Origin of the sequence: Prevotella pallens (assembly GCF_900454935.1) — a bacterium.
Classification (GTDB): Bacteria; Bacteroidota; Bacteroidia; order Bacteroidales; family Bacteroidaceae; genus Prevotella; species Prevotella pallens.
In genome coordinates this window covers 582239-602738 of the sequence record NZ_UGTP01000001.1, presented here as the reverse complement: position 1 = coordinate 602738, position 20500 = coordinate 582239, and the positions used below count along the sequence as shown (strand labels likewise).

Annotated in this window: 17 protein-coding genes and 1 pseudogene; 4 read left to right on the top strand and 14 right to left on the bottom strand. The window is 33.2% G+C overall.

Annotated elements, in window-relative coordinates; all coding sequences use genetic code 11:
* Nucleotides 1-11: 11 nt before the first annotated feature.
* A pseudogene (locus DX009_RS02635) lies at nucleotides 12-272 on the top strand (transposase); the annotation flags it as partial.
* On the opposite strand, the gene DX009_RS13140 reads toward DX009_RS02635, so the two are convergent.
* The 5 genes from DX009_RS13140 to rplS form a co-directional block, all read right to left on the bottom strand.
* A complete protein-coding gene (locus DX009_RS13140; RefSeq protein ID WP_147278661.1) occupies nucleotides 159-437 on the bottom strand; it encodes a hypothetical protein in 279 nt (92 codons plus the stop codon). The pseudogene DX009_RS02635 and the gene DX009_RS13140 overlap by 114 nt on opposite strands.
* Before the next feature lie 257 nt (nucleotides 438-694).
* The gene (locus DX009_RS02630) at nucleotides 695-1939 is read right to left on the bottom strand and encodes a VapE domain-containing protein (protein ID WP_115082914.1); all 1245 of its coding nucleotides are present in this window, start codon (nucleotides 1937-1939) and stop codon (nucleotides 695-697) included.
* 563 nt (nucleotides 1940-2502) lie between these two features.
* Nucleotides 2503-4317 carry a GmrSD restriction endonuclease domain-containing protein gene (locus DX009_RS02625; RefSeq protein WP_115082913.1) on the bottom strand — a complete coding sequence of 605 codons (1815 nt, stop codon included), beginning with the start codon at nucleotides 4315-4317 and terminating at the stop codon, nucleotides 2503-2505.
* A 33-nt stretch (nucleotides 4318-4350) separates the two neighbouring features.
* Entirely contained in the window at nucleotides 4351-4833 is a 483-nt protein-coding gene (locus DX009_RS02620; RefSeq protein ID WP_115082912.1) for a phosphohydrolase, read from the bottom strand.
* 375 nt (nucleotides 4834-5208) lie between these two features.
* Entirely contained in the window at nucleotides 5209-5574 is a 366-nt protein-coding gene (gene rplS / locus DX009_RS02615; protein WP_006045535.1) for a 50S ribosomal protein L19, read from the bottom strand.
* Between the two features lie 244 nt (nucleotides 5575-5818).
* Between rplS and DX009_RS02610 the strand changes: the two genes are divergently transcribed.
* Nucleotides 5819-6607 (top strand): 5'-nucleotidase C-terminal domain-containing protein, encoded by a 789-nt coding sequence (locus DX009_RS02610; RefSeq protein ID WP_115082911.1) that lies wholly within the window; start codon nucleotides 5819-5821, stop codon nucleotides 6605-6607.
* Between the two features lie 52 nt (nucleotides 6608-6659).
* The gene (locus DX009_RS02605) at nucleotides 6660-7538 is read left to right on the top strand and encodes a bifunctional metallophosphatase/5'-nucleotidase (protein WP_115082910.1); all 879 of its coding nucleotides are present in this window, start codon (nucleotides 6660-6662) and stop codon (nucleotides 7536-7538) included.
* 268 nt (nucleotides 7539-7806) lie between these two features.
* Here the strand turns inward: DX009_RS02605 and porT are convergent, their stop codons facing one another.
* On the bottom strand, nucleotides 7807-8553 hold the full coding sequence (gene porT, locus DX009_RS02600; protein ID WP_115082909.1) for a type IX secretion/gliding motility protein PorT/SprT: 747 nt from the start codon (nucleotides 8551-8553) through the stop codon (nucleotides 7807-7809).
* Nucleotides 8554-8788: 235 nt separating this feature from the next.
* On the opposite strand from porT, the gene DX009_RS02595 reads away from it, so the two are divergent.
* The gene (locus DX009_RS02595; RefSeq protein WP_006045539.1) at nucleotides 8789-8956 is read left to right on the top strand and encodes a 4Fe-4S binding protein; all 168 of its coding nucleotides are present in this window, start codon (nucleotides 8789-8791) and stop codon (nucleotides 8954-8956) included.
* A gap of 188 nt (nucleotides 8957-9144) precedes the next feature.
* Here the strand turns inward: DX009_RS02595 and DX009_RS02590 are convergent, their stop codons facing one another.
* The 8 genes from DX009_RS02590 to DX009_RS02555 all read right to left on the bottom strand — a co-directional run bounded on the left by DX009_RS02590 (nucleotide 9145) and on the right by DX009_RS02555 (nucleotide 20358).
* Nucleotides 9145-12210 (bottom strand): choice-of-anchor J domain-containing protein, encoded by a 3066-nt coding sequence (locus tag DX009_RS02590; protein ID WP_181792307.1) that lies wholly within the window; start codon nucleotides 12208-12210, stop codon nucleotides 9145-9147.
* Between the two features lie 21 nt (nucleotides 12211-12231).
* A complete protein-coding gene (locus DX009_RS02585; protein WP_115082907.1) occupies nucleotides 12232-13872 on the bottom strand; it encodes a leucine-rich repeat domain-containing protein in 1641 nt (546 codons plus the stop codon).
* A 775-nt stretch (nucleotides 13873-14647) separates the two neighbouring features.
* Complete coding sequence (locus DX009_RS02580; protein ID WP_006045547.1) at nucleotides 14648-14965, bottom strand: immunity protein Tsi6 family protein; 318 nt, start codon at nucleotides 14963-14965, stop codon at nucleotides 14648-14650.
* A 113-nt stretch (nucleotides 14966-15078) separates the two neighbouring features.
* On the bottom strand, nucleotides 15079-15648 hold the full coding sequence (locus tag DX009_RS02575; protein ID WP_115082906.1) for a hypothetical protein: 570 nt from the start codon (nucleotides 15646-15648) through the stop codon (nucleotides 15079-15081).
* A 438-nt stretch (nucleotides 15649-16086) separates the two neighbouring features.
* Nucleotides 16087-16725 carry a hypothetical protein gene (locus tag DX009_RS02570; protein ID WP_115082905.1) on the bottom strand — a complete coding sequence of 213 codons (639 nt, stop codon included), beginning with the start codon at nucleotides 16723-16725 and terminating at the stop codon, nucleotides 16087-16089.
* A 15-nt stretch (nucleotides 16726-16740) separates the two neighbouring features.
* Nucleotides 16741-17310, bottom strand: a complete 570-nt coding sequence (locus DX009_RS02565) for an SMI1/KNR4 family protein (RefSeq protein ID WP_006045550.1) — start codon at nucleotides 17308-17310, stop codon at nucleotides 16741-16743.
* A gap of 153 nt (nucleotides 17311-17463) precedes the next feature.
* Entirely contained in the window at nucleotides 17464-17811 is a 348-nt protein-coding gene (locus DX009_RS02560; protein WP_006045551.1) for a hypothetical protein, read from the bottom strand.
* Nucleotides 17812-18279: 468 nt separating this feature from the next.
* Nucleotides 18280-20358 carry an LTA synthase family protein gene (locus tag DX009_RS02555; RefSeq protein ID WP_115082904.1) on the bottom strand — a complete coding sequence of 693 codons (2079 nt, stop codon included), beginning with the start codon at nucleotides 20356-20358 and terminating at the stop codon, nucleotides 18280-18282.
* Nucleotides 20359-20500: the final 142 nt, after the last annotated feature.

The following is a 20500-nucleotide window of genomic DNA, read 5'->3' as shown; positions in this document are numbered from 1 at the left end:
ATTATATTCCTAAAGACAGCTACTACCAAAAGAAAAAGAAACACAAACTATCTTGTAAACGAGCTGGTATAGAGCCAACGATAGGACATCTTAAAGCAGACCACCGATTATCTCGCAACTTTTATAAAGGAGTGAAAGGAGATGCTATCAATGTGTTATTAGCTGCGGCAGCATATAACTTCAAAAGAGCTATGAGAGTTCTTTTGTACCTTATAAAAAGAATCAGCATAAAGCTTGTCAGTATAAACTTTATGCTGAAATATGGTTTTTAAGGAACGACTATATACATTATCTGTAGAGACTAAACTCAAATCATTATTATAACTTACACCAAGATATGAAATATAACTATTTGCAGAGTTTGGTGTTAAGTTACCATTTCCTTTTAACCATTCCTTAAAATCGGAAATCATCACATTAGAACTTGTTTTTGCCATATTCTTTAATTTTTAGGTTTTCAAGTGCAAATATAAAAAACTCATATTAATAATAAATAAAAAAAATTTTTTTATATAAACCAAGATTTCTTTTAATTATACTTTATGGGATTAATATCATTAATATATAACTTTGTTTTGTTTTTAAGTTGCTGTCACTTTTAACATTTCGCATAAACAACAGATTATAAACTACTTATGGTGTATATGCGAGTGACTGTAGTGACAGCAACTTTGAAAACTCATTCAGATAGCAACTAACATCTCAAGCTGGACTGACCAGACTGTACTGCGTTGCTACGTACTGCAACCAAATACTCTGTACCATGCGAAGAATGCTTACTATGGAGATTCGGGATATTTGCAAGAACACGACCGAAATGAGAAAGACTTGTTAGGTTCAGCTGACTGCCATACCGCTGACGAAGTAGGCTAAAAATGGAAGCTGCAGTCATATAAGCCCCCTTGGTCAAGTCTTTAGGAATAGAGAAACTATCTAAAAAGAGAGCTTCGGCAGGGGTACGTTGTTGATATTGCACGTTATTCTCCATAATATCCTGGGTATCAGCCTCATCAAACCAATAGCGTCTACCAGCCACAAGTTCGGCAACAGCCTGTGCGTAGAGCTGTTCATAGTCTATGTGTTCGGGCAAACGAATAGGACCTGTTAGTGTAACTGCAATAAAACGGCGGCAACCACTGGGATCGCTAAAAACATCTGAAACGTTTGCCGTGGCAATGAAAGAGGCAATGCGTGGCAATGTAACTTGTTGATGGCAATAAGGCTGACGGATTTTAATGTTTGCAAGCTGCATAACATTCTTTAAAAATCCGTCTTGCGTCTTTGCTGACAGCGTATTGAATTCATCAATATTAATCAGTAACGACTGTGTCATTGCGCGCAATGTATTCTGCTTCTCACTAATGATAAGATTATCGTTATATCCCCATTGCAACGCCTCTGGTAGAAGACGTTTACAGAAAGTAGACTTCCGATAGCCTTGTCGGGAGATGAGCAACGGTGCCACACTGTTACCATGTGAGATATTCAGCCCTAACCATTGTGCCACCATTGCAAGAAACCACGTGTGAAACCATTCTGCCCACCGTGTGTTGTCATTAGGTACACAGTCTGCCAGCATTTCAATATGATTCTTTCCGTTCCATCGTCCTCGCAATCTTTCGAGGAAAATATCCACAGGATTAAAAGCCTTAACAAAATCCGACTCCATATATCGTCGGATATCTTTGTCCCACGCATCAATCCCATCAAGACGCGCCTTAATAGCAATAGTATTGCGCATTCGTTCATCTACAGCCACAAAAGGTTCGTTACTTCCAGCCTTGCGAGCTTCTGTACACCCTAAGGCGGTATTAAATCTCATTTCATACTTCCGCTCAAGATAGTTGAGCAACCGACGAGTAATGTCGTTTTTAAGTCTTTCCGACTGTCTGTTCCGCTGATTTTCAGCTTTAATGTTTTTAAGGTTCTTACTTTTCATAAATGATTGTTTTAAGTTGATGAATAGATAAATTATTTGTGAGAAAGGAAATAAGCAAAACTGTTGCTATGTCTTTTCCTGCCCAATCCGTTTGTCATTTCTCATATAAAAATGAAATTGCGCATAACGCACTGCCCTATTTGTGGGCATATTAAAAAAATATGTACACATGAATAAAAGATTTAAGAAAACAAATTCAAAAAAGAAGATGCCGTTAGTTTGTAGGAAATCATACTAAGCATATCATAGCTCTTCCTTATTTTCGCTTGCAAAGATACAAAACAGAGATACCCCTTGTCAAGTTTTTCACGAATTATTTTTATTTTGCTGTCACTCCCATCACCCACTTACGACTTATAACACGTTATAAATCAACAAACTACCGCAAATGTTAAAAATGACAGCAAACAGTTTTCAAACTTAGTGTAGTATATAAAACAATGCTACGGATATACTGCTCTCCTTATATATCCGTAAACACTCAGTCAATTAAAGAAATAAAAAGCAATAATCAATCTTCATCGATTCTACTTCTATCCTACTTACTACGCTATTTATATTTATTATAAGCTAAAATAATAGTCTTTAATTTTTGCTGCCATCAACTTTCTTCTGGCAATAAGAAAATCAGGATAATCAGAGTAGTCCATATCCACGATTTGTTCGGGTATGCAGTTCTCTGCCATGTTAGTCTTTAGACAATTTAGATCTGTTATATTACCGTAGCGAGCATTACCTTCTTCACATTGTTTTATTGCATTGGTGAAATATACATTCGGAGCAGCATCAGAAATGTCTTTATTTACTTGTGTATCAAGATAAGTGAAGTTGGCTATTTGATTATACTGTATTCTCTCGTTGAAACCATTATTACGCAGATATTGTTTGGGGAAGATATGGTGTACTTCACCCATTAATGTGATTAAATATCCCACTTTTGTACCATTACTAAACAAAGCATTATTACCTTCATAAATCTGTGCAGCAAGGAACACATTGAAGAAAGGACTGTTAATGACTTGCGTTTCGAGTTGTTGTACCAATCTGACATTCCAAAATGTATCGGAAAGGTTAGCTTCTTCTACTTCTTGAAAGAATGCTAAAAAACCTTTTTCACGGATACGCTTTATATCAAAATCCATTTGTGACTCCGGAGAACCAGTATATCTACTTGTTAATGTCGACATAACAAACCATTTTGCTACATAATGCTTTATCTGACTCTTTTCTATTGTAGTGTCATTATTTAATAACAAATATAATGTATAGGCAAAGTCCATCGTCATTTGAGAATTTATCAACTTATTAGAGATAAATCCAGCAGCCTTCATTCCAAGAATGAAGTTTGAGAATGTATATTGATTCATAAAATCGATAACACCTTCACTTAATTTAGCAAAAGACTCTTCTGCTATTTGTGCTTTATATTCTCGTGTCTCAAAATCACGTCCACCAAGAAGACTTACGAGGTCTTTTAGCTTTGCTCGACCAAACTTATACATAAATGCTATACGCAGGATATCGTTATAATCAGGGTCGAAAATAGACTCCTGATCATCTTTTAGCCATTTCAATTTACTTGCGTATAGAGTTCCCATAAATAGCGTATCTTTAGCCATTTCAGTATACCAATCTGGCTCTACTGCTAAATGTGAGAAGTAATCTATAGCTTTACGTAATGCGTTACCGCCATATTCTGTATTGGCAGCAATCTTCGACATAGCAAAATCTGCTTGATTCAGTTTGGCACCTTGACTATTTATACGTATGAAGATATCTGTTACCTCATCAATGTTCAAATCTTTATCAAGTGTGATAACTCCAATTTGACGATTCTTTATATCCAACAAACGCATTAATATCTTATTCATCTGCGATCCGTTTACTTCTGCGTTTTGCTGACAATATTCATTCACAAATGCCCATTGGTCAAAGTCTGACTTAAATAACTCGGCAATATCAGCTATCCATTTCTTATCTTTCAGAATTGCATTATCTTGAACTTTAAAAATTTCTTCTTCACTTTCTTCTGATGCTTGTGGATTAAAAGCAATTTTAATTCTACGCTTTTTAAAATTACTGGTTAATACCTTAAGTCCTGCAATAGCCGTCATCAATGCCGTAACACGCTGCTGACCATCTATCATAATCTTTTTACCTAACGATAGAGTCCCATCTTTTAATTTCATGTCTGGACTTTGAGAGATTATCAAATATCCAGTAGGATAACCTTTATAAAGTGAGTCTATCAAGTCTCTAACCTGCCGAGGTTTCCATACGAATGGGCGTTGGATTTCTGGTATAGCAATCTCTCCAGACTTTATGTAACTTAAGATTTGATCGAGAGAAATGTTAGAAGCGTTATATTTTTCGGTCATGATTGTTTTATTGAAGCTGTTTATAGATGAAAATTAATTTTTAAGCTCACCTAAGTAAGCAAACTCTTGCTTATATCGTTCAACACGTTCATAATCCTTCTTTGCTGGATTAGGAATACGAGTAAGATCCATATTGTGAGTAAGATCGTGCATCTTTACGGAAGTTGCAAGGGCATTGCTTTTAATTCGTTGAATATATGTTTCCCTATCAGGCACAAGGTGATGATTGAGCAAATGTAAAGCATCGGCAAGTTCAAGTCTATCAGTATCTGATAAGGGAGTTCTTAATTTCGCATCTAACAAGTTAAGCACTTCTTCAACAGAATGTGGAGTATCTTCACTTGCATCGTGTAGATAACCCACAACCTGCTCTTTCCAAGTACTTCCCATTTTGGCAACAGTTGTAAGATGACCAGTGAAGTAATCAACTCCAGCTTTATCCACTTGCCCTTTGTGTAGCTCGCAAGCTAATACGGCAGCACATTGTACGATGTCTTTTTCCTTGTTGACTAACATATCTAAAATTGAGTTTATATGTAACTAAAATCTCTACAAGTCTACTCTGAGTGATTCTATCATAGCACAAAGATACTTCTTTTTATGAATAACCCGTTGGCGGAATTAATCAATAGATAAAATATCAGAAATATGAATGTAAAAAAGTTGCACATGTCGCTAAAAATCAGTAACTTTATGATAATCAACAATACTGTTATCTGCTTTAACTCTATCATATAGAAGCAAAAATCATCACAACATACTCCTTTCCAAAGCATCTATATCTCTTTCTACAGAATAAGAAAACACACTCTACCCTACCAAATATAAAAAAGGTTCGAAACAGAAATGCTTCGAACCTTTTTTATTTGGGAATGTTGCAAAAACAATCTACTAATCTTTCTTAGCAGATACCACTCTTCTTTCTTTAATACGAGCAGCCTTACCTGTAAGTTTACGTAAGTAGTAGAGTTTTGCACGACGTACCTTACCATATTTGTTCACCTCGATAGAATCGATATTAGGTGATTCCATAGGGAATATACGCTCAACACCTACAGTGCCAGACATTTTGCGAACAGTGAAACGTTTCTTTTCGCCTTCACCATTAATCTTAATAACAACACCGCGGTAAAGCTGAATACGCTGCTTATTACCCTCGACGATTTTGTAAGCGACTGTTACAGTATCTCCAGCTCTAAACTTTGGATACTGTTTGCCGGTTGCAAATGCTTCTTCAGCAACTTTAATTAAATCCATTTTATTTATTAATTAAATATTGTTTGTCGTTCCAATACAACATAGCTCATGACTCTTCCACGGCCAGCGGTTATACCGAAAAGCGCTGCAAAGTTACTATAAATTATTCGATAAACGAGAAAAATCTTCTTACTCGTAAACTTTCTTTAACTATATTTTACTCTTACAGAATTAAAACAGATAAACATAAGTCGGCTAACCAACAAGTTTTTACTAACTTTGCAGTAAGCTAAAAGAGTAGAATATGGATAAAAAGATGTTTTTAGTAAGCAGTATGACTGCAGTTTTAACCTATACACCTTGTGCAGCACAACAGGGGAAATACCAACTAAAGAGTGTACAACGTAGCAGAATATTGATTGATGCACGCTACGATAACGAGAAAGACCCAAAAGCAGTAAGCTTCTTAGCACCCTACAAACACGTTGTAGACAGTATTATGAGTCCAGTGGTAGCACAAGCTGACCATTATATGACGGCACACCGACCAGAGAGCGACTTATCGGACTTACTTGCAGATATATTGGTTTGGGCGGCGAAAGGTTATAATGAGAAAGTAGATTTTGGTGTTTACAATATGGGAGGCATTCGTGCTGCACTACCAAAAGGAAATGTTACTATAGGCGACGTAAACGATATTGCGCCATTCGAGAATAAAATATGCTTCTTAACGCTCACTGGTGATAAAGTATTGGAACTGTTTCGACAGATTGCACACACTGGAGGAGAAGGCGTTAGTAAAGGAGTATGTTTAAAATTAAGTAGAAACAACACACTACTATACGCTTCCTTAAATGGTAAACAGATTGATCCAAAGGCAGAATATCGTATTGCTACAATAGATTACTTAGCACAAGGCAACGATAAATTAGAGGCTTTCAAAGACAAAACAAATCTTAATTCGCCACAGGAACATTCAAACAATACGCGATATATTATTCTAAACTACTTCAAAGCTATGACGGCAGAAGGTAAGATCATAAACAGCGAGACCGAAGGGCGTATAAGCTACTCTAACACTAACGAAAATTGAGCTACTGTAATGGCAAAGTAAATGAATAAAACAATAACAAAATAGAAAAACAATGAAAAAGAATATTTTACTAACTGCTCTCTGTATGTTTAGTATAGTTGTTTTCGCACAAACAAAACAACTTACCATTTTGCACACTAACGATACGCATAGCCAAATAATGCCTTTCAACACTACGCTTGCCGATACGCTGCGCGCTGGACGTGCAGGCTTTGAACGACGCATAGCAATGTTGAGAGAAGAAAGAGCTAAAGATCCAGACTTATTACTATTCGATAGTGGAGACTTTTGTCAAGGCTCGCCTTATTTCACCTTATTTAAAGGCGATGTAGAAGTAGGATTAATGAATTTAATGCACTATGATGCAGGAACTATAGGTAACCACGAGTTCGACTTTGGACTCGATAATATGATACGAATGTTTAAAACCTTAAACTATCCTATAGTATGCGCAAACTACGACTTTGCAGGCACCGAATTGGAGAAGATTGTGAAACCATACATTATATTAAAGCGTAAAGGTCTTAAAATTGGTGTGTTTGGTTTAGCTCCAAAATTAGATGGCTTGGTTGTTAAAGCAAACTACGGTCCATTGAAATATCTCGATCCAATAGAATGTGCACAAAAATGTGTAGACGAATTGCAGAAAAAGAAATGCGATTTAATATTGTGCATATCACATTTGGGCATAAATATAGAAGGCATTAGCGATGAAGAAGTTGTTGCTGGTACACACGGAATTGACCTTATATTAGGTGGTCATTCGCATACATTCTTAAAAAACTTGGTTTATATAAAAGATTTAGACAATAAAGAGGTGGGTATTGACCAAAACGGAAAGTCGGGAATTTACGTTGGGAAAATAGTATTAAACCTTGAAAAGAAAAAAGAGACAAAACAAAGAGAGATAAAAGCAAAATTACTTCATTAAACTATAATCCATTTATTTACTTCAATAATATTACTCTATAATATTTGTTTTTCTGTTGTGTCGTAATTGTCTGTTTCATTTTTCACTATTCACAACACGTCTGCTATAATGTCAGTTCAACCACCCCAACAACAAAACATTTTTGAGCAATTATCAATGAATAATTTGGATTAAAGTTATATTAAATCTAAAACTATTATAAACAAATAAAGGAGTTAAGATGACAAAACATCTTAGCTCCTTTATTGTTTTAGCACGTCAAATAAACTTATTCGAAATAGAACGTAAGAGCAATCATTTTAGAACGTGCTTCGTTTGCCGAATTTGTATACATCAACATACTTTTATCGCGCAATTCCTTTGCATGATTTGTATCTAAACAATTAGATAAACCATACATAAATTTCAATTCTGGACGTAATTTGAAGAAAGGAAGATAGAAATCGCACCCAACTCCTACTTCTAAATAAGCATCACCTCCCTTTAATCTAAAATAATCATCGGTCTTTCCTGACAGATTTAGCATTGGATTAATACCTAACATTAGGTATGGACGATGATTATTGAAACGTGGAGCAGCAGCAATAAGATTGAAAGCACACGAAATATAAGCAGTTTTCAAATCTTGTGTCTTTTCAATTGGCAGCCCATTAGCATTTAAATCGGTTAAATTCCTAAAAGTAATATGTCGTGTTCCAAAATACATTGCAGGTGCAATACGTAATTGAAAAGCTGTATTAAGCCTTAATTCACCTAACACTCCCACTGTAAAACCAGCGTCCCAACGGTCTTGATCTACCGAAACAAGTTTTTGCACAGGTCCTGTACCATTATCTAAATCAATCATTTGTGGACCAATATTAGTAAATTCAAGGTCTTGCAAGTGCGTACCTACCATTACACCAAAGTGAAAAGGACGTAAATCTGTATAAGGACGATTTTGTACCGCTCTATCTTGAGCAAAACTATTCGCTGACAATACAGTTAATAATATTATATATAAAAGCTTTTTCATATCTATAACTATAACGTTACCATCGTCTTTTTATTGTAAAATAGGCAATTATAGCAATAGTATCGCCACTCTACCAATGTTTTTTTTATTTGTATCCTGTCTAAATATTTCAAAATCTTATCATCATTTGTAGGTATTACGAAAATATTCTTTACCTTTGCACCATACAAAAACAGGGGAGATAAATAACAACCCTATACAAAAACATTATTAAAATAATAAAAGATCGATAATTATGGCTTACGTAATTGGAAACGATTGTATCGCATGCGGTACATGTATTGATGAATGCCCAGTAGGTGCAATTTCTGAAGGCGACATTTACAAAATTAACGCTGATGCCTGCACAGAGTGTGGTTCATGCGCTAGTGTTTGCCCAAGTGAAGCAATTAGCTTGGGTTAATCACAACAAATTGTTACTGATTAAATTTAGCGGACTCGAGAGAGTCCGCTTTTTTTATTCAATTAGTATTATGTTTATTTTAATACGAATTTTAAATAATTCTCTATTACATTAGAATGTAAAAACAGTGTAATAAATAATTTAAAGCATACTTTCCACTAAAAATTAAGTATTCACAAAACTCACAATCAATCAATAACAATCTTTTGACTAAATTGATTACCTACTCGGATTATGTAAACGCCTTTCGGAATAGACATCTCTGTATTCGTATTAGAAATATATCCAGAATAGAATATATGCCCGTCTAAAGTATAAATAAATACAGAATCACCAGGCATTGCTTTTATTGAAATCTGCCTATGCGTTGTTTCAATTGAGATATTGCTTTTCTGAATATCATTAACAATAGTCGTAGGGATATCTAAATTAATTACATTAGATAATGCAGATTCGCCAACATCATATACTGCTGATACTTGAAAACTATGTAATCCAATAGGAACATTGCTTTGTTCAAACATCGAAATTCCAGCTGTATTTCCTATTTTATTCTTATCCATATATATATTGTAAGCAATAATATCAATTGGAGCCATTTCATACTCTATATCATCTATCATCAAAGCATAACTATCTGTTGCTATTGAATGAATAGCAAAGTAACGTGTACCTTTCGGTAAAGCCATTTGGAATTGCGTCCAATCTTTAAGTGGCTTGTCAATGGTTGTTAAAAGGACAAAATGTGCTGTATCTTTGTCTGTTACAGAATAACGAATTTCAAATTTCTCAGGATATTGAATATCTATATTTTTAGCTTTGAAACTAATAGTTTGTGCTTCTCCAGATAATTTTGGAGATATTAGCCAATCATCGTTATGTCCTTTTCGTGTAGATGAAGATTGTGCTGACATAGCTATCAGGAATTGTTTGCCACTTGCTGGTTTAAATTGAGGATACTCATCAACATTCACTCCCAGTTCTTCTGGATTAAACACCATAAAAGCCATAGGTTCCGTTTTATGTTCAAATTCTAAACCTCTAATTCCATACGTTGTTCCTTCATCACCATCTAAAGTAGTCCAAAATCCATATTTATCTGTTAACCAAGGTTCATAATTTTCAAAATCTTCTTCTTTTTTTCCTCCTTCGGCTTCTATTGGTTTTGTCCACCATAGGTGTGCTTTATTTGTACTTAAGAGCTGGCCATTAAGATTAACGACTCGAGGAAAATTAGGAAACTTCACTTTCATCGTACCCACAATCGTGGTATTATCAGTTAAATCTTGATCGTTAGAATAACTTACCACAGCATATATATGTAGCGTTTCTGGATCAGTAATCTTCGGTTCGTAATAGAAAAATTCCATACTACCGAGATTTACAGGTAAATCAAAACATTCATGTTCATCGTATTTTTCTCCTTCAACATAAAGAGTAGCAACCATTCCTTTTGTTGGCTGACTGCCCATATTAGTTACTTTTACTCCTATCATTGTTTCTTTCCCTACCCTAGCTTCCGATACTAATCTCAATTCGGCTTTTACATTATATTCGAGATAATTAATAACATTAATATCATCTATATAAACAGGTATAGCTGTATTGTAACTTTCTGCTAAGAATTTTAATATTACATAATCATCATTCTTAAACTTATCCAACAAAAGAACTTTTTTCTTCCATTCCTTTGTTTCACCAACAGCGGCATAATTATAAATAGCTAAAGTATCGGTTCTCTGTGGAGATGTTGCAATTACTTTCAACTTTATTTTATGTCCAGGATAACAAAAGTATGTAAACATTAAAGCTGGATTTCTAACATTACGTACATCTATTTTACCTGTATTAAAGGAGGCACTATCTCCCTTTCGTTTTGGTAAATATTCTAGGCAACCATATTCATCATCATAACTATGCGTTGTAGAAAACACGAATCCATTTTCTCCATTTTGTTCACCCCAAAAGAAATGTTCTTCGGTAGGTTTCCCCATAGCAAAGGATTCATGGAATGGTATTGTATAAGAATCTCCAATTATAATAGGATTAGATTGGGATATTAAACTTTCTCCTCCTGCTGTTACTGCAGAAACTCCATAACAAAGTAGTTTTTGTGCCCCCTTTAATTCTATGTTTTTATCAATAAATTCAGAATGCTTAATACCCTTTTCCAAAATTACACCTTCTTTAGTATACACATTATAACTCAACGTTGAAGCATCGAAATATCCATTGTGTGCACCTTCGGTAGGAGTTTTCCAGGCTAATGTTATTCTATTATCAGATTCTTTTAGAATAATATCTTTTGGAGGTGCAGGAATATCTATACCTACAAAAGTTTCCTTTACGGCAGCTAGTCCTTTTCCTACATTATTATAAGCAATAATTGAATATTGATTAATTCCTTGAGTAGGAGAATTATCTGTATAATGGAGTTGTACATTTGGACTAGGATTTTCGAATGTAGTTATAAGCTTTGCATTCCTGTATATTTCTACTTTGGTAAGCGATTCTATACGTGAACCATCATAAGCTTTCGTAGGAGTTGTAAAAGAAATATCTGTAGTTAAAGTCCCTTGTTGTCCTGGCTTTATATGAATTATAGAAGTTGCTGCAGGAGCTGCAAGAAGTGCTTTCTCTGAAATAGAAATATCATCAATAAATAAATAGTATTGATCTGCTTTACTCATAGCATGTACACCTATTCTATAATCTCCATCTTCATTTACAGTAAATTCTGTTTCATTATTTTGAAATGAATCTACTGCGGTTTCTATACGTGGAACTATTATTTTATAGTTTTCTGTATCAATTTCTGTTCCTATCCCAACTTCAAAAGTTTCAGTATAACTCCAAAATCCTGCGCGATATTTAAAATTGAGCATATAAGCGTGCTTATTATCGAGCTTGATATTAGGCGATAAAAGCCAATCGTCAGCTGCAAGTGTTTTACTATTGTTATATCGCGCTGCTTTCACACGACTATCATAAGTCCAAGTACACTCATCATTATTTTTATTAACCACCATAAATGTTTCGAATGCTGCCTTATCGTCGAAGTTCTGTACATATCGTGAATTATTTTCTGTATCTGTTTTGGTCAGAACTTTACGATTTGTTTTAACAGACATTACTGTTGGCAATTTTGTTTTAACTGCATTCTGCATAGTAATACGCTGTTGCGCAGATAGCAAAGAAGTCTGCAAAATACAGAGATATACTGTTGTAAATACAAATAACTTATATTGTTTCATAACACATCTCCCTATAATTGTTTATTTAATAAAGGTTTTTCGTATAACACCATTTGGCATCACTTCTATAACAATACCAGAATAGTTAGCTGGTGCAATTTGTCCATCAAGCTTATATATAGCTATTGGTTTTGTTTTCTCTGTCGTTACATTTATGTTCGTTGGTATACCACAGAAAGATGTAAACTCTTTAAAAACATTATCTGTTTTATACTTCTCAATAGATGTTTCTGGGACATAAAGTGTACATTTCGATTTATCAACACCATAGAAAGGATAAATGCCACATATTGGTGGATTATCAGAATAACAGTATAAGTTTCTCATTGCCTTACAAGAATAAAAGGCATAGTCGCCTATATTAGTTACAGTAGAGGGTAATGAGACTCTAACTAATAATTTATTGTTTGCACAAAAACTAGCAGGTATAATGGTTGTTCCCTCTGGAATTGAAATGGCTGTTAGTTTAGGACAATCAGAAAAACTTCCTTCTCCAAAAGTTGTAAGTGTAGTTGGTAATTCTATGTTTTCTAAAGATTTACAACCTGCGAAACACCAATTGCCAAGTGATGTAATTCCATTAGACATCACTATTTTTGAGAGATTTGCACAAGAACCAAATGCACTATTTCCAATTGTTTCTACTTTAGATGGTAAATACAACTCTGTAAGTTTTGAACAATTAAAGAAACCACATTTCTTTATATCCTTTAAAGTAGATGGCAAAACAACTTCAGTAAGTCCTGTACTTAGATGAAAAGCATATTCGCCAACAACAATAACTGTCTGAGGTATTTCATAAGCTCCTTTTTTATACAGTGGGTAACGTAAAATTTCTGTCATCGATTTGTTGAAAAGTACTCCATCTACCGATTTATAATATGAATTATCATCTGCCACATTTATATTTTCCAACCGTGTACAATAATTAAAAGCACTTGCAGATATTGAAGTTACCGATGCTGGAATTTCTATTAAGGAAATCTTTTTACAGAAAGTAAAAGCTACTCCTTCAATAGTTGTAACACTATTAGGTATATCAACCGAATTTAGATTAAGACAATCTGCAAAGGCTTCATAACCTATTATCTTAACATCATTAGGTATTGTGTAGTCTCCACCTGAATATGCTGAAGGATAACGGAGTAATTTGCTATCTGCTAATGAAAACAATACGCCATTGACAGATTTTAAAAATGTATTTTCATTAGGAACATTTATCGCTTTAAGATTAGGACATACGCTGAATACCATTTTTTCGACAGCTTTTAATGTTTTAGGAAGAGTTATTATTTCCAAAGCCGGACAATTGTAAAACGAATATGTATTAAGTGTATCTTGTTTAGTGTAATATTGTTCATAAGAACCGTAATCGTACATATAAGAATTGCCACCAGAAACAATTGAAGTTTCTGACAAATCTAAATTAGATAATCGTCCTTTTGAGGGTGAACCTCCTTTTGTTATGCCAGCCATATCTCGCAAAGTAATAATATCATCTCCATTTAAGGAGCCTTTTATTATTAAATTAGAGATATTGTACTTCTTATCTCCAATAAGCGAAGATAGTGTTCCAGGTTTCGTAACATCAATAGTAATTTCCTGACCATAGCTTATTAAAGCAAACAAGCTTAATAGTGTAAATAATAATGCTTTTTTCATTTTAGTTTGTTTTTAATTAGTTAATAATTATGTCAATAAAATTAAATAAAAACCTACTTGACTACCTACAAAATCTGCACTACATTAATTTTAGAGAAGGTAAACTTGTTCTCAATATACTTTACTAAGTTTTTATATTAATAGCTATTATAACTATCTTAATAACAAGTTTTTAGTTAGTTCATATATTTTTAGCTATCAAAATTCTTATTAGTTCACGTATCTGTATTAATGTTTAATGTTATATAAAAATAGATGTAATAGGTTGTCCATAATTCAAATAATTTAAGTAATATAATAATCTCTTGCACTATTAGTAATTTACAAGAGGCTTCTGGTTTACACAAAGCAACATTTTTTGCCTTTTCGTTAGCAAAAATAAAAGATATTAGATTTAATTGCAAACTTAAACACAACTATTTTATCATAATTAACATATTTAATATATTTTCGGTTTACTTTTTAAAAAGTATCTTCAAAATACAATTCTTTTAAAATATTCGTAAGTTATCTTTTTTATAATATCTGTTTCTAATCCGAGAACACCTAAAGTTGTTTTTATTCCTCACAGATTATTATACCACTCCTGTAATAATATATTCTTGATATACAAAACAAGCTATATTATAGGTGATATAAATTATATTTATTACACCTAAAAATTAAATGGCTATATTCTACGAATATTTATATTACAACAAATTAGAATTAGACTTATTTGTTAGAAACATTTATAGAAAGAGGAAGGGATATTTTAGGGGAAGGTATTGCATTTTTATTCTTCTACCATATCATAATAGTCGAAAGCTCCTCCGTAACTATCTATTAGCTTTTGAGCATATTCATCGGTAGCCTCGTCAAAATTCTTCACTGCAATAAGCCCTAACGAATATTTACGATACAAATCCATCACAGAAAACACCTTACACTGTTCTATTATGGTGTGTTTTATATCTATAAGCTGATTAAGAATGGAACGATACATTGCTATTTCTGGCGATATTTCTAACAGTTTTTGGGTTTCTTCAATAGCTAAATCTACTATTTCTCTGTAATATTTCTTTGTTCTTTTATGCGATAAACGGGTGTACATATATCTACTTTTTTAGATTGTTTTTTATGACTATTTAGTATGTTGTTTTCTTTATGACTATTTTGTATGCTAATTCAGTTGCTCTATCACTGGCTATTTTCTGTATACATTTATCAGTATACCAATTGACTTTCGAAGCCTGAAATTAGAGAAACGTTTTGGAGAAATATATTTTCGTAACAAATTTCTGTTCGTTTAAAACGAATAAAACCAAAACCTGTATTGTCGTGTGGGTAAGCTATAAGTCCTAATTCGTTGAAAACAAAGAAACAATGACCGTCTATTCCATCATCTATCATTGTTAGCAAAGCAAACATAGAAACTATATCGTAGTCGGTGGTTTGTTTTATTTCAAAATTCGTTGATAAACAATCTGGATTATCGTAAACCGAATTGCTCGCTACTTTTATATATCCAAAGTCTATCAAATATTTCTCTATGTATTTCACATAATTAGCTATGCTATTATTGCCCTGTTCGTGTTCTTTTATTTTAAAACAGTTATACACAATAGTTACATTAGGTGCGAACCGGCTAAAGAATTGACTGAAATAGTTAACAATTTTATTAGCACGAGCTATTGTAAAAGGTTTATTTCTTTCACAATATCCTCTCCACCCTTTACTATCGGAATACGAATTTAGGTTTATATGCTCTTTAATACTGAAATTTAGTTCCTCCACAGTAATGCATTCTTAAATTAGATTTTGTATTATTTATAACGAAACGAACTTGTTTTTATTGTGTTGTGTGAACCAACCTGTGTTTTACTATCTACGAGCATAACAGATTGTGTATGCAAAGGTAGCTAATATAGCAAAAAAGTGTATAGCAAAATGGCAAAAAACACCAGTTTTTTTGTTATATTGTGTGGCATAGAAATTAAGGAGTAGAAATTTCTTATTAAAATAAATATTTTTTTAATAAGAAAACACGCAAATATTAATTACAAAATTTTATTTTATAATGAAAAATGTTTTCGTCTTAAATTTTAAATTAATATTAGCGTATTTGGGGCGTAATGTTGTTTTGTAGAATCTTGCCTAATTTATATGTAGAAATTGTTTTGTTTGCGTTTTGTTTATAGCGATACTAAGGTTACACAAACAGTTGTTTCGTTCTTAAATATTCAATCTTAATAGAGCATCTTTATATCGTTCTCTATATACATCGTCCGACAATAGATATTCGTTGATAACTTTCTTTGCATTTGCAATATCGTTCTGCATATAATACATTGCAATAGCCAACAAGGCATTTACTTCTTTACTATTTGCGAAGAGATAGTTTTCGGAGTTTTCAAAGTCGTTGAGTACATTTTGCACAGAACTTCTGTTATTTAAAGTGGGAACTATTGTGTTTATAATAAGCGGTTTAATATTATTCTCTATAAGTTCATTCATATTATCGATAGAAGTTGGACGCCACTCTAAGGTATGTGTACCAACAAAAATGCCAGCATCAACATTTATAAATGTATCTATAGCATCGAATTTATTATTGGCTCCTTTTAGTTGTGTAGCTATTTCGGTTATTTTTGGAGCATCTAAACGAATCATAATGGTGATATGGCCTATACTTTCGTCGTCGTAATATTTAATTGGACTTAAAAAGAATAAGATAGATTGACTAAAATCGCCTTTATTTCTTTGAAACCCCATACTACTTTTTTTCCATTTAAAGCCAACTTTAAGCAGAGGTTCTAACAGTGTTTGCTCTATGCTTATTTTAAATAATGTTTTTAGTTCTTTCAGTTTCATATTGTATACTTTAATTCAACCATTCAAAATTGTATTGTTTAGAGTATATGCCTTAAATACACTTGGAAGAGGCTGAGTAGCAAAAGGCATAATTTCTTTATAGCTATTGGCATTTGTTATTTTGCAAATAAATTCATATAAGTTCGAAGCCACTTTCTTTAGCTCTATTCCTCTAAAGTCTGTTATATAAATATCCATTTCTTCGCCACTATCATCAGAAGAATTTATATCCCAAAACAAGTATTCGCCATTATCGCTACTGGCAAATGGGTAAAGATTACGCAGAATAGTGGGAGTTACATTTGGATCTATATCAAACCAGATGTCGCCGTTTATAATATCAGAGAAATATGTAGAGCGAATTTCGTTTGTTCTAATAAAAAGAGAGTCGCCATACGTATCTAATGGTATATAAATGTGGAAATTGTTTGCTGTTAAACCATATCCGTATTGCTTTACAAAGCTAATATAGGAGGTGGGAAACCGTCTATTATTACTAAATCTAAATGTATTTAATGCTTCCAAATAGCCAAAGCACTGTTTATTGCCCTCTATTTTAAGTGCGAATGTATTTTGTTTATTCATAACAAATGCGCTGCTTGTTTTGTTTTCTACATAGTTCCACCCCTATATAGCCTTCTAAAACAAACATTTACCATATATGTTTTCTAAAATATACAATAAAGTTCGATGGCTTAAGGTGTGATATTAAACTCTCACAATAGTCTAATTTAGCATTTAGTGTCCATATTGTTCCAATTGTGCAAATAGTTCATCGGCATTTGCTTTAATTCCATCTCTATATTTCGCAGGAATTTTGTTGCCACAACGGTCGAACCACTCGTTAAACACAGTTTTCCATTCCTGAACTTTATGTTTTCTTATTAAAAGATTTGCATTTACAGGAAATTTATTTGCCAACATAACCAATATATCTATATGAGTTAGAACAGCTTGAACGGGTTTATTGGTTGTTCGTAACCATTCTACATTTTGTTCTATTTGCTTTAATGCTAAATTTATATATCGTGCATTCTCCAAATCAGCCATATCGTTACCTTCTGGTGCTGTACTAAATATTTTCATTCCTTTTTTTATTGCGATGTTATATGTTTGTGTATTTTATTTGTACACTGGTAATACTATCTTATGCCTACAAAAATAGAACTTTAAAATAAGAAAAACAAAAGAATGACGTAAGAAAATTGTTGTATCCACATAATTTCGCGTGTCTTTATATTGTTGGTTCCATTTTCTTATACATAATGTTAGGAAAAACGCAGCAAAATTTGTAATACGTTTCGAGCATCTTTCTTACAGAATATACCAATACGCTAACGAATGGAATGGAACAAAGGTTTTGTTATAATAAGGGTCTATGTTTTATTTCCTTTTATAGTTGCTTTTTTCAAAATGTTTTTGCCGAAACTATATTGTAAATGCCATAAAAAGTAAGTCTGCTTGCTATCAAAACGGATAGAAGCAGACTTATAAATATGTTTCTTTTTTATCTACTATAACCCTAAATTATCGGGTAGAAGTTAAAATTTTCGTTTATCTGTGCAAATACATATTGGTATACTGATAGAACGCCATCGCCTTTTTTATTAAGTCGTTTCGTTTTTGACGTAAAGGTGTTTCTATTGCAGTACCATCTTTATCGTATTTCACACTGAATTGTTCAATCTTTCTTACAGGAGAAAGTATTGTTAAACAGTTATTTTCCAAATATCCAAGATTTTGATAAGTTGCCATAAAAGCACGTGGTTGGTAGTTTTGTGCAAATATATTCTGTCCAGTAAAGCTTACTTTGCACGGAATATGCAGCGAAGCCAATAAAGTTGGCATAATATCTATTTGCGAACAAACCGTTTTTACTACTTGCGGTACTATATATTTCGGACTATATATAATGCAAGGAATGTGATATTTGTCGGCTGGCAACGATGTTTTTCCTGCACTCGATGCACAGTGGTCGGCAATAATAACAAATATTGTGTTGTTGAACCACTGTTTTTGCGAGGCTTTCTTTATAAAGTTCCCTATAGCATAGTCGGTATAACATACAGCAGCGTCGCGTGTATGTGGATTTCCATTTACTTTTATTTTTCCTTCAGGGTAAGTATATGGGCGATGATTACTTGTAGTCATTATTTGTGCAAAAAATGGAGTACCTTTCTTTGCATTTGCATCGAACACTTTTAAGCTTTTGTTAAACATATCTTCGTCGCATACCCCCCAAATATTAGCAAAAGTTATTTCGTTTTTGCTAATATTGCTTCTGTCTATAACATCGTATCCGTTGTGCGAGAAAAAATCGCCCATATTGTCGAAATAACTATCGCCTCCATATAGAAATTGCACAGTATATCCTTGTTGTTTCAGCACTGCTCCCACAGAAAGATTTCCCATTCGGTTTGCTTTTTGTTTAATAATGCTTTCGCCCGCACTGGGAGGAATGCACAACGATAAAGCTTCTAATCCGCGAACTGTACGGTTTCCGTTGGCATAAAGGCTATCAAAAACCATACTTTTGCCTATAAGTTGGTCTAACTGTGGCGTAAGGTTTTCGGTGTTTCCATAATGTTTCAGAAAATCGGCACTTAAACTTTCAACCGTAATTAGCACAATGTTGCAGCGTTGAGGCTTATTGTTTCCTACACTTAGTGCCTTATATCCTTGTTTATTAAGTTTGGCTAATTGGTAATAAGAGTTTATACATTCATTTTTATCCATCATTGGATAAAATTTATCGTACTCTAATTTGTTATTGAAAAAGGCAACCACAAAATTTCCAGCACCATTTTGTTCTAACTGACTAACATATTGGTTAGAACTTTCCAAACTTTGTGTAAACGATGCAATTCCAAAAGCCAACAAACACGTTGTAGCATAAATAGCAATATGCACTAATAAGAGTTTTGGTGTATATAGTTTTTCTAATTTGAAACGTCGTCTGCGCGATTGCCAAACAATAATGGCAACAGTTGCTATTATGGCTAACAAAATGAGCGGAACTATAGAATAAGATTCCATAATGTTGCCTAACACTTCGTGTGTATAAACCAAATAATCTACCGCAATAAAGTTGTATCGTACACCAAATTCCTGCCAAAAGAAATATTCGCCTGCCGAAACAAAAAGAAATAACAACACATATACCGCCCAAGTGCTATACATTGTTATGCGACGCCATGCCATTCTGCATTTCGGAACAAATAGTCGTATAGAGAAACTTACAAGTTTCCAGCCCAAAAACAGTCGTGCTATAAGTGGTGCTCCACCTCCATATTCGTGAAAAATAGATTTTTGCCACAACGAATAAAGAAAACCTAATGCTAAAACACCTTCTATTATATAACCAACAACCTTATTGTATTTCCATTCGTTCAATCCCAAATATAAAACGAAGATAGGTATTGTGAGTAAAGTTCCTACACCAAAATCAGAAAGCAAACCAATTCCAAGACTTCTGAGAACATCTACTATAGAAAAACTTACTTGAGTAGGTGTAGAATACATAAGAATGATGCGTAAGATGAGACCGAAAGTAATGTAAAGTCTCATAAAACGACTCGCAACAAGGAAAGCTGCATTTCTTCGAATTATGTTTTTTTCGTTTGTGCAAAACATTTCTTTAAAAACTATTTTAGAGTTATAATATATAACTGGTATTGTTAATATGGTGCAAAGGTATAAATATTTTTTAATAAATGGTTCTACTTCCTTATAACTATATTCATAATCTTTAAAATGCCATTAGTACATCATATTA

What these genes read in the sequence shown, in the direction of transcription:
- DX009_RS13140 (WP_147278661.1), bottom strand. Translation starts at nt 437, where the DNA reads ATGGCAAAAACAAGTTCTAATGTGATGATTTCCGATTTTAAGGAATGG.
- DX009_RS02630 (WP_115082914.1), bottom strand. Translation starts at nt 1,939, where the DNA reads ATGAAAAGTAAGAACCTTAAAAACATTAAAGCTGAAAATCAGCGGAAC.
- DX009_RS02625 (WP_115082913.1), bottom strand. Translation starts at nt 4,317, where the DNA reads ATGACCGAAAAATATAACGCTTCTAACATTTCTCTCGATCAAATCTTA.
- DX009_RS02620 (WP_115082912.1), bottom strand. Translation starts at nt 4,833, where the DNA reads ATGTTAGTCAACAAGGAAAAAGACATCGTACAATGTGCTGCCGTATTA.
- rplS (WP_006045535.1), bottom strand. Translation starts at nt 5,574, where the DNA reads ATGGATTTAATTAAAGTTGCTGAAGAAGCATTTGCAACCGGCAAACAG.
- DX009_RS02610 (WP_115082911.1), top strand. Translation starts at nt 5,819, where the DNA reads ATGGATAAAAAGATGTTTTTAGTAAGCAGTATGACTGCAGTTTTAACC.
- DX009_RS02605 (WP_115082910.1), top strand. Translation starts at nt 6,660, where the DNA reads ATGAAAAAGAATATTTTACTAACTGCTCTCTGTATGTTTAGTATAGTT.
- porT (WP_115082909.1), bottom strand. Translation starts at nt 8,553, where the DNA reads ATGAAAAAGCTTTTATATATAATATTATTAACTGTATTGTCAGCGAAT.
- DX009_RS02595 (WP_006045539.1), top strand. Translation starts at nt 8,789, where the DNA reads ATGGCTTACGTAATTGGAAACGATTGTATCGCATGCGGTACATGTATT.
- DX009_RS02590 (WP_181792307.1), bottom strand. Translation starts at nt 12,210, where the DNA reads ATGAAACAATATAAGTTATTTGTATTTACAACAGTATATCTCTGTATT.
- DX009_RS02585 (WP_115082907.1), bottom strand. Translation starts at nt 13,872, where the DNA reads ATGAAAAAAGCATTATTATTTACACTATTAAGCTTGTTTGCTTTAATA.
- DX009_RS02580 (WP_006045547.1), bottom strand. Translation starts at nt 14,965, where the DNA reads ATGTACACCCGTTTATCGCATAAAAGAACAAAGAAATATTACAGAGAA.
- DX009_RS02570 (WP_115082905.1), bottom strand. Translation starts at nt 16,725, where the DNA reads ATGAAACTGAAAGAACTAAAAACATTATTTAAAATAAGCATAGAGCAA.
- DX009_RS02565 (WP_006045550.1), bottom strand. Translation starts at nt 17,310, where the DNA reads ATGAATAAACAAAATACATTCGCACTTAAAATAGAGGGCAATAAACAG.
- DX009_RS02560 (WP_006045551.1), bottom strand. Translation starts at nt 17,811, where the DNA reads ATGAAAATATTTAGTACAGCACCAGAAGGTAACGATATGGCTGATTTG.
- DX009_RS02555 (WP_115082904.1), bottom strand. Translation starts at nt 20,358, where the DNA reads ATGTTTTGCACAAACGAAAAAAACATAATTCGAAGAAATGCAGCTTTC.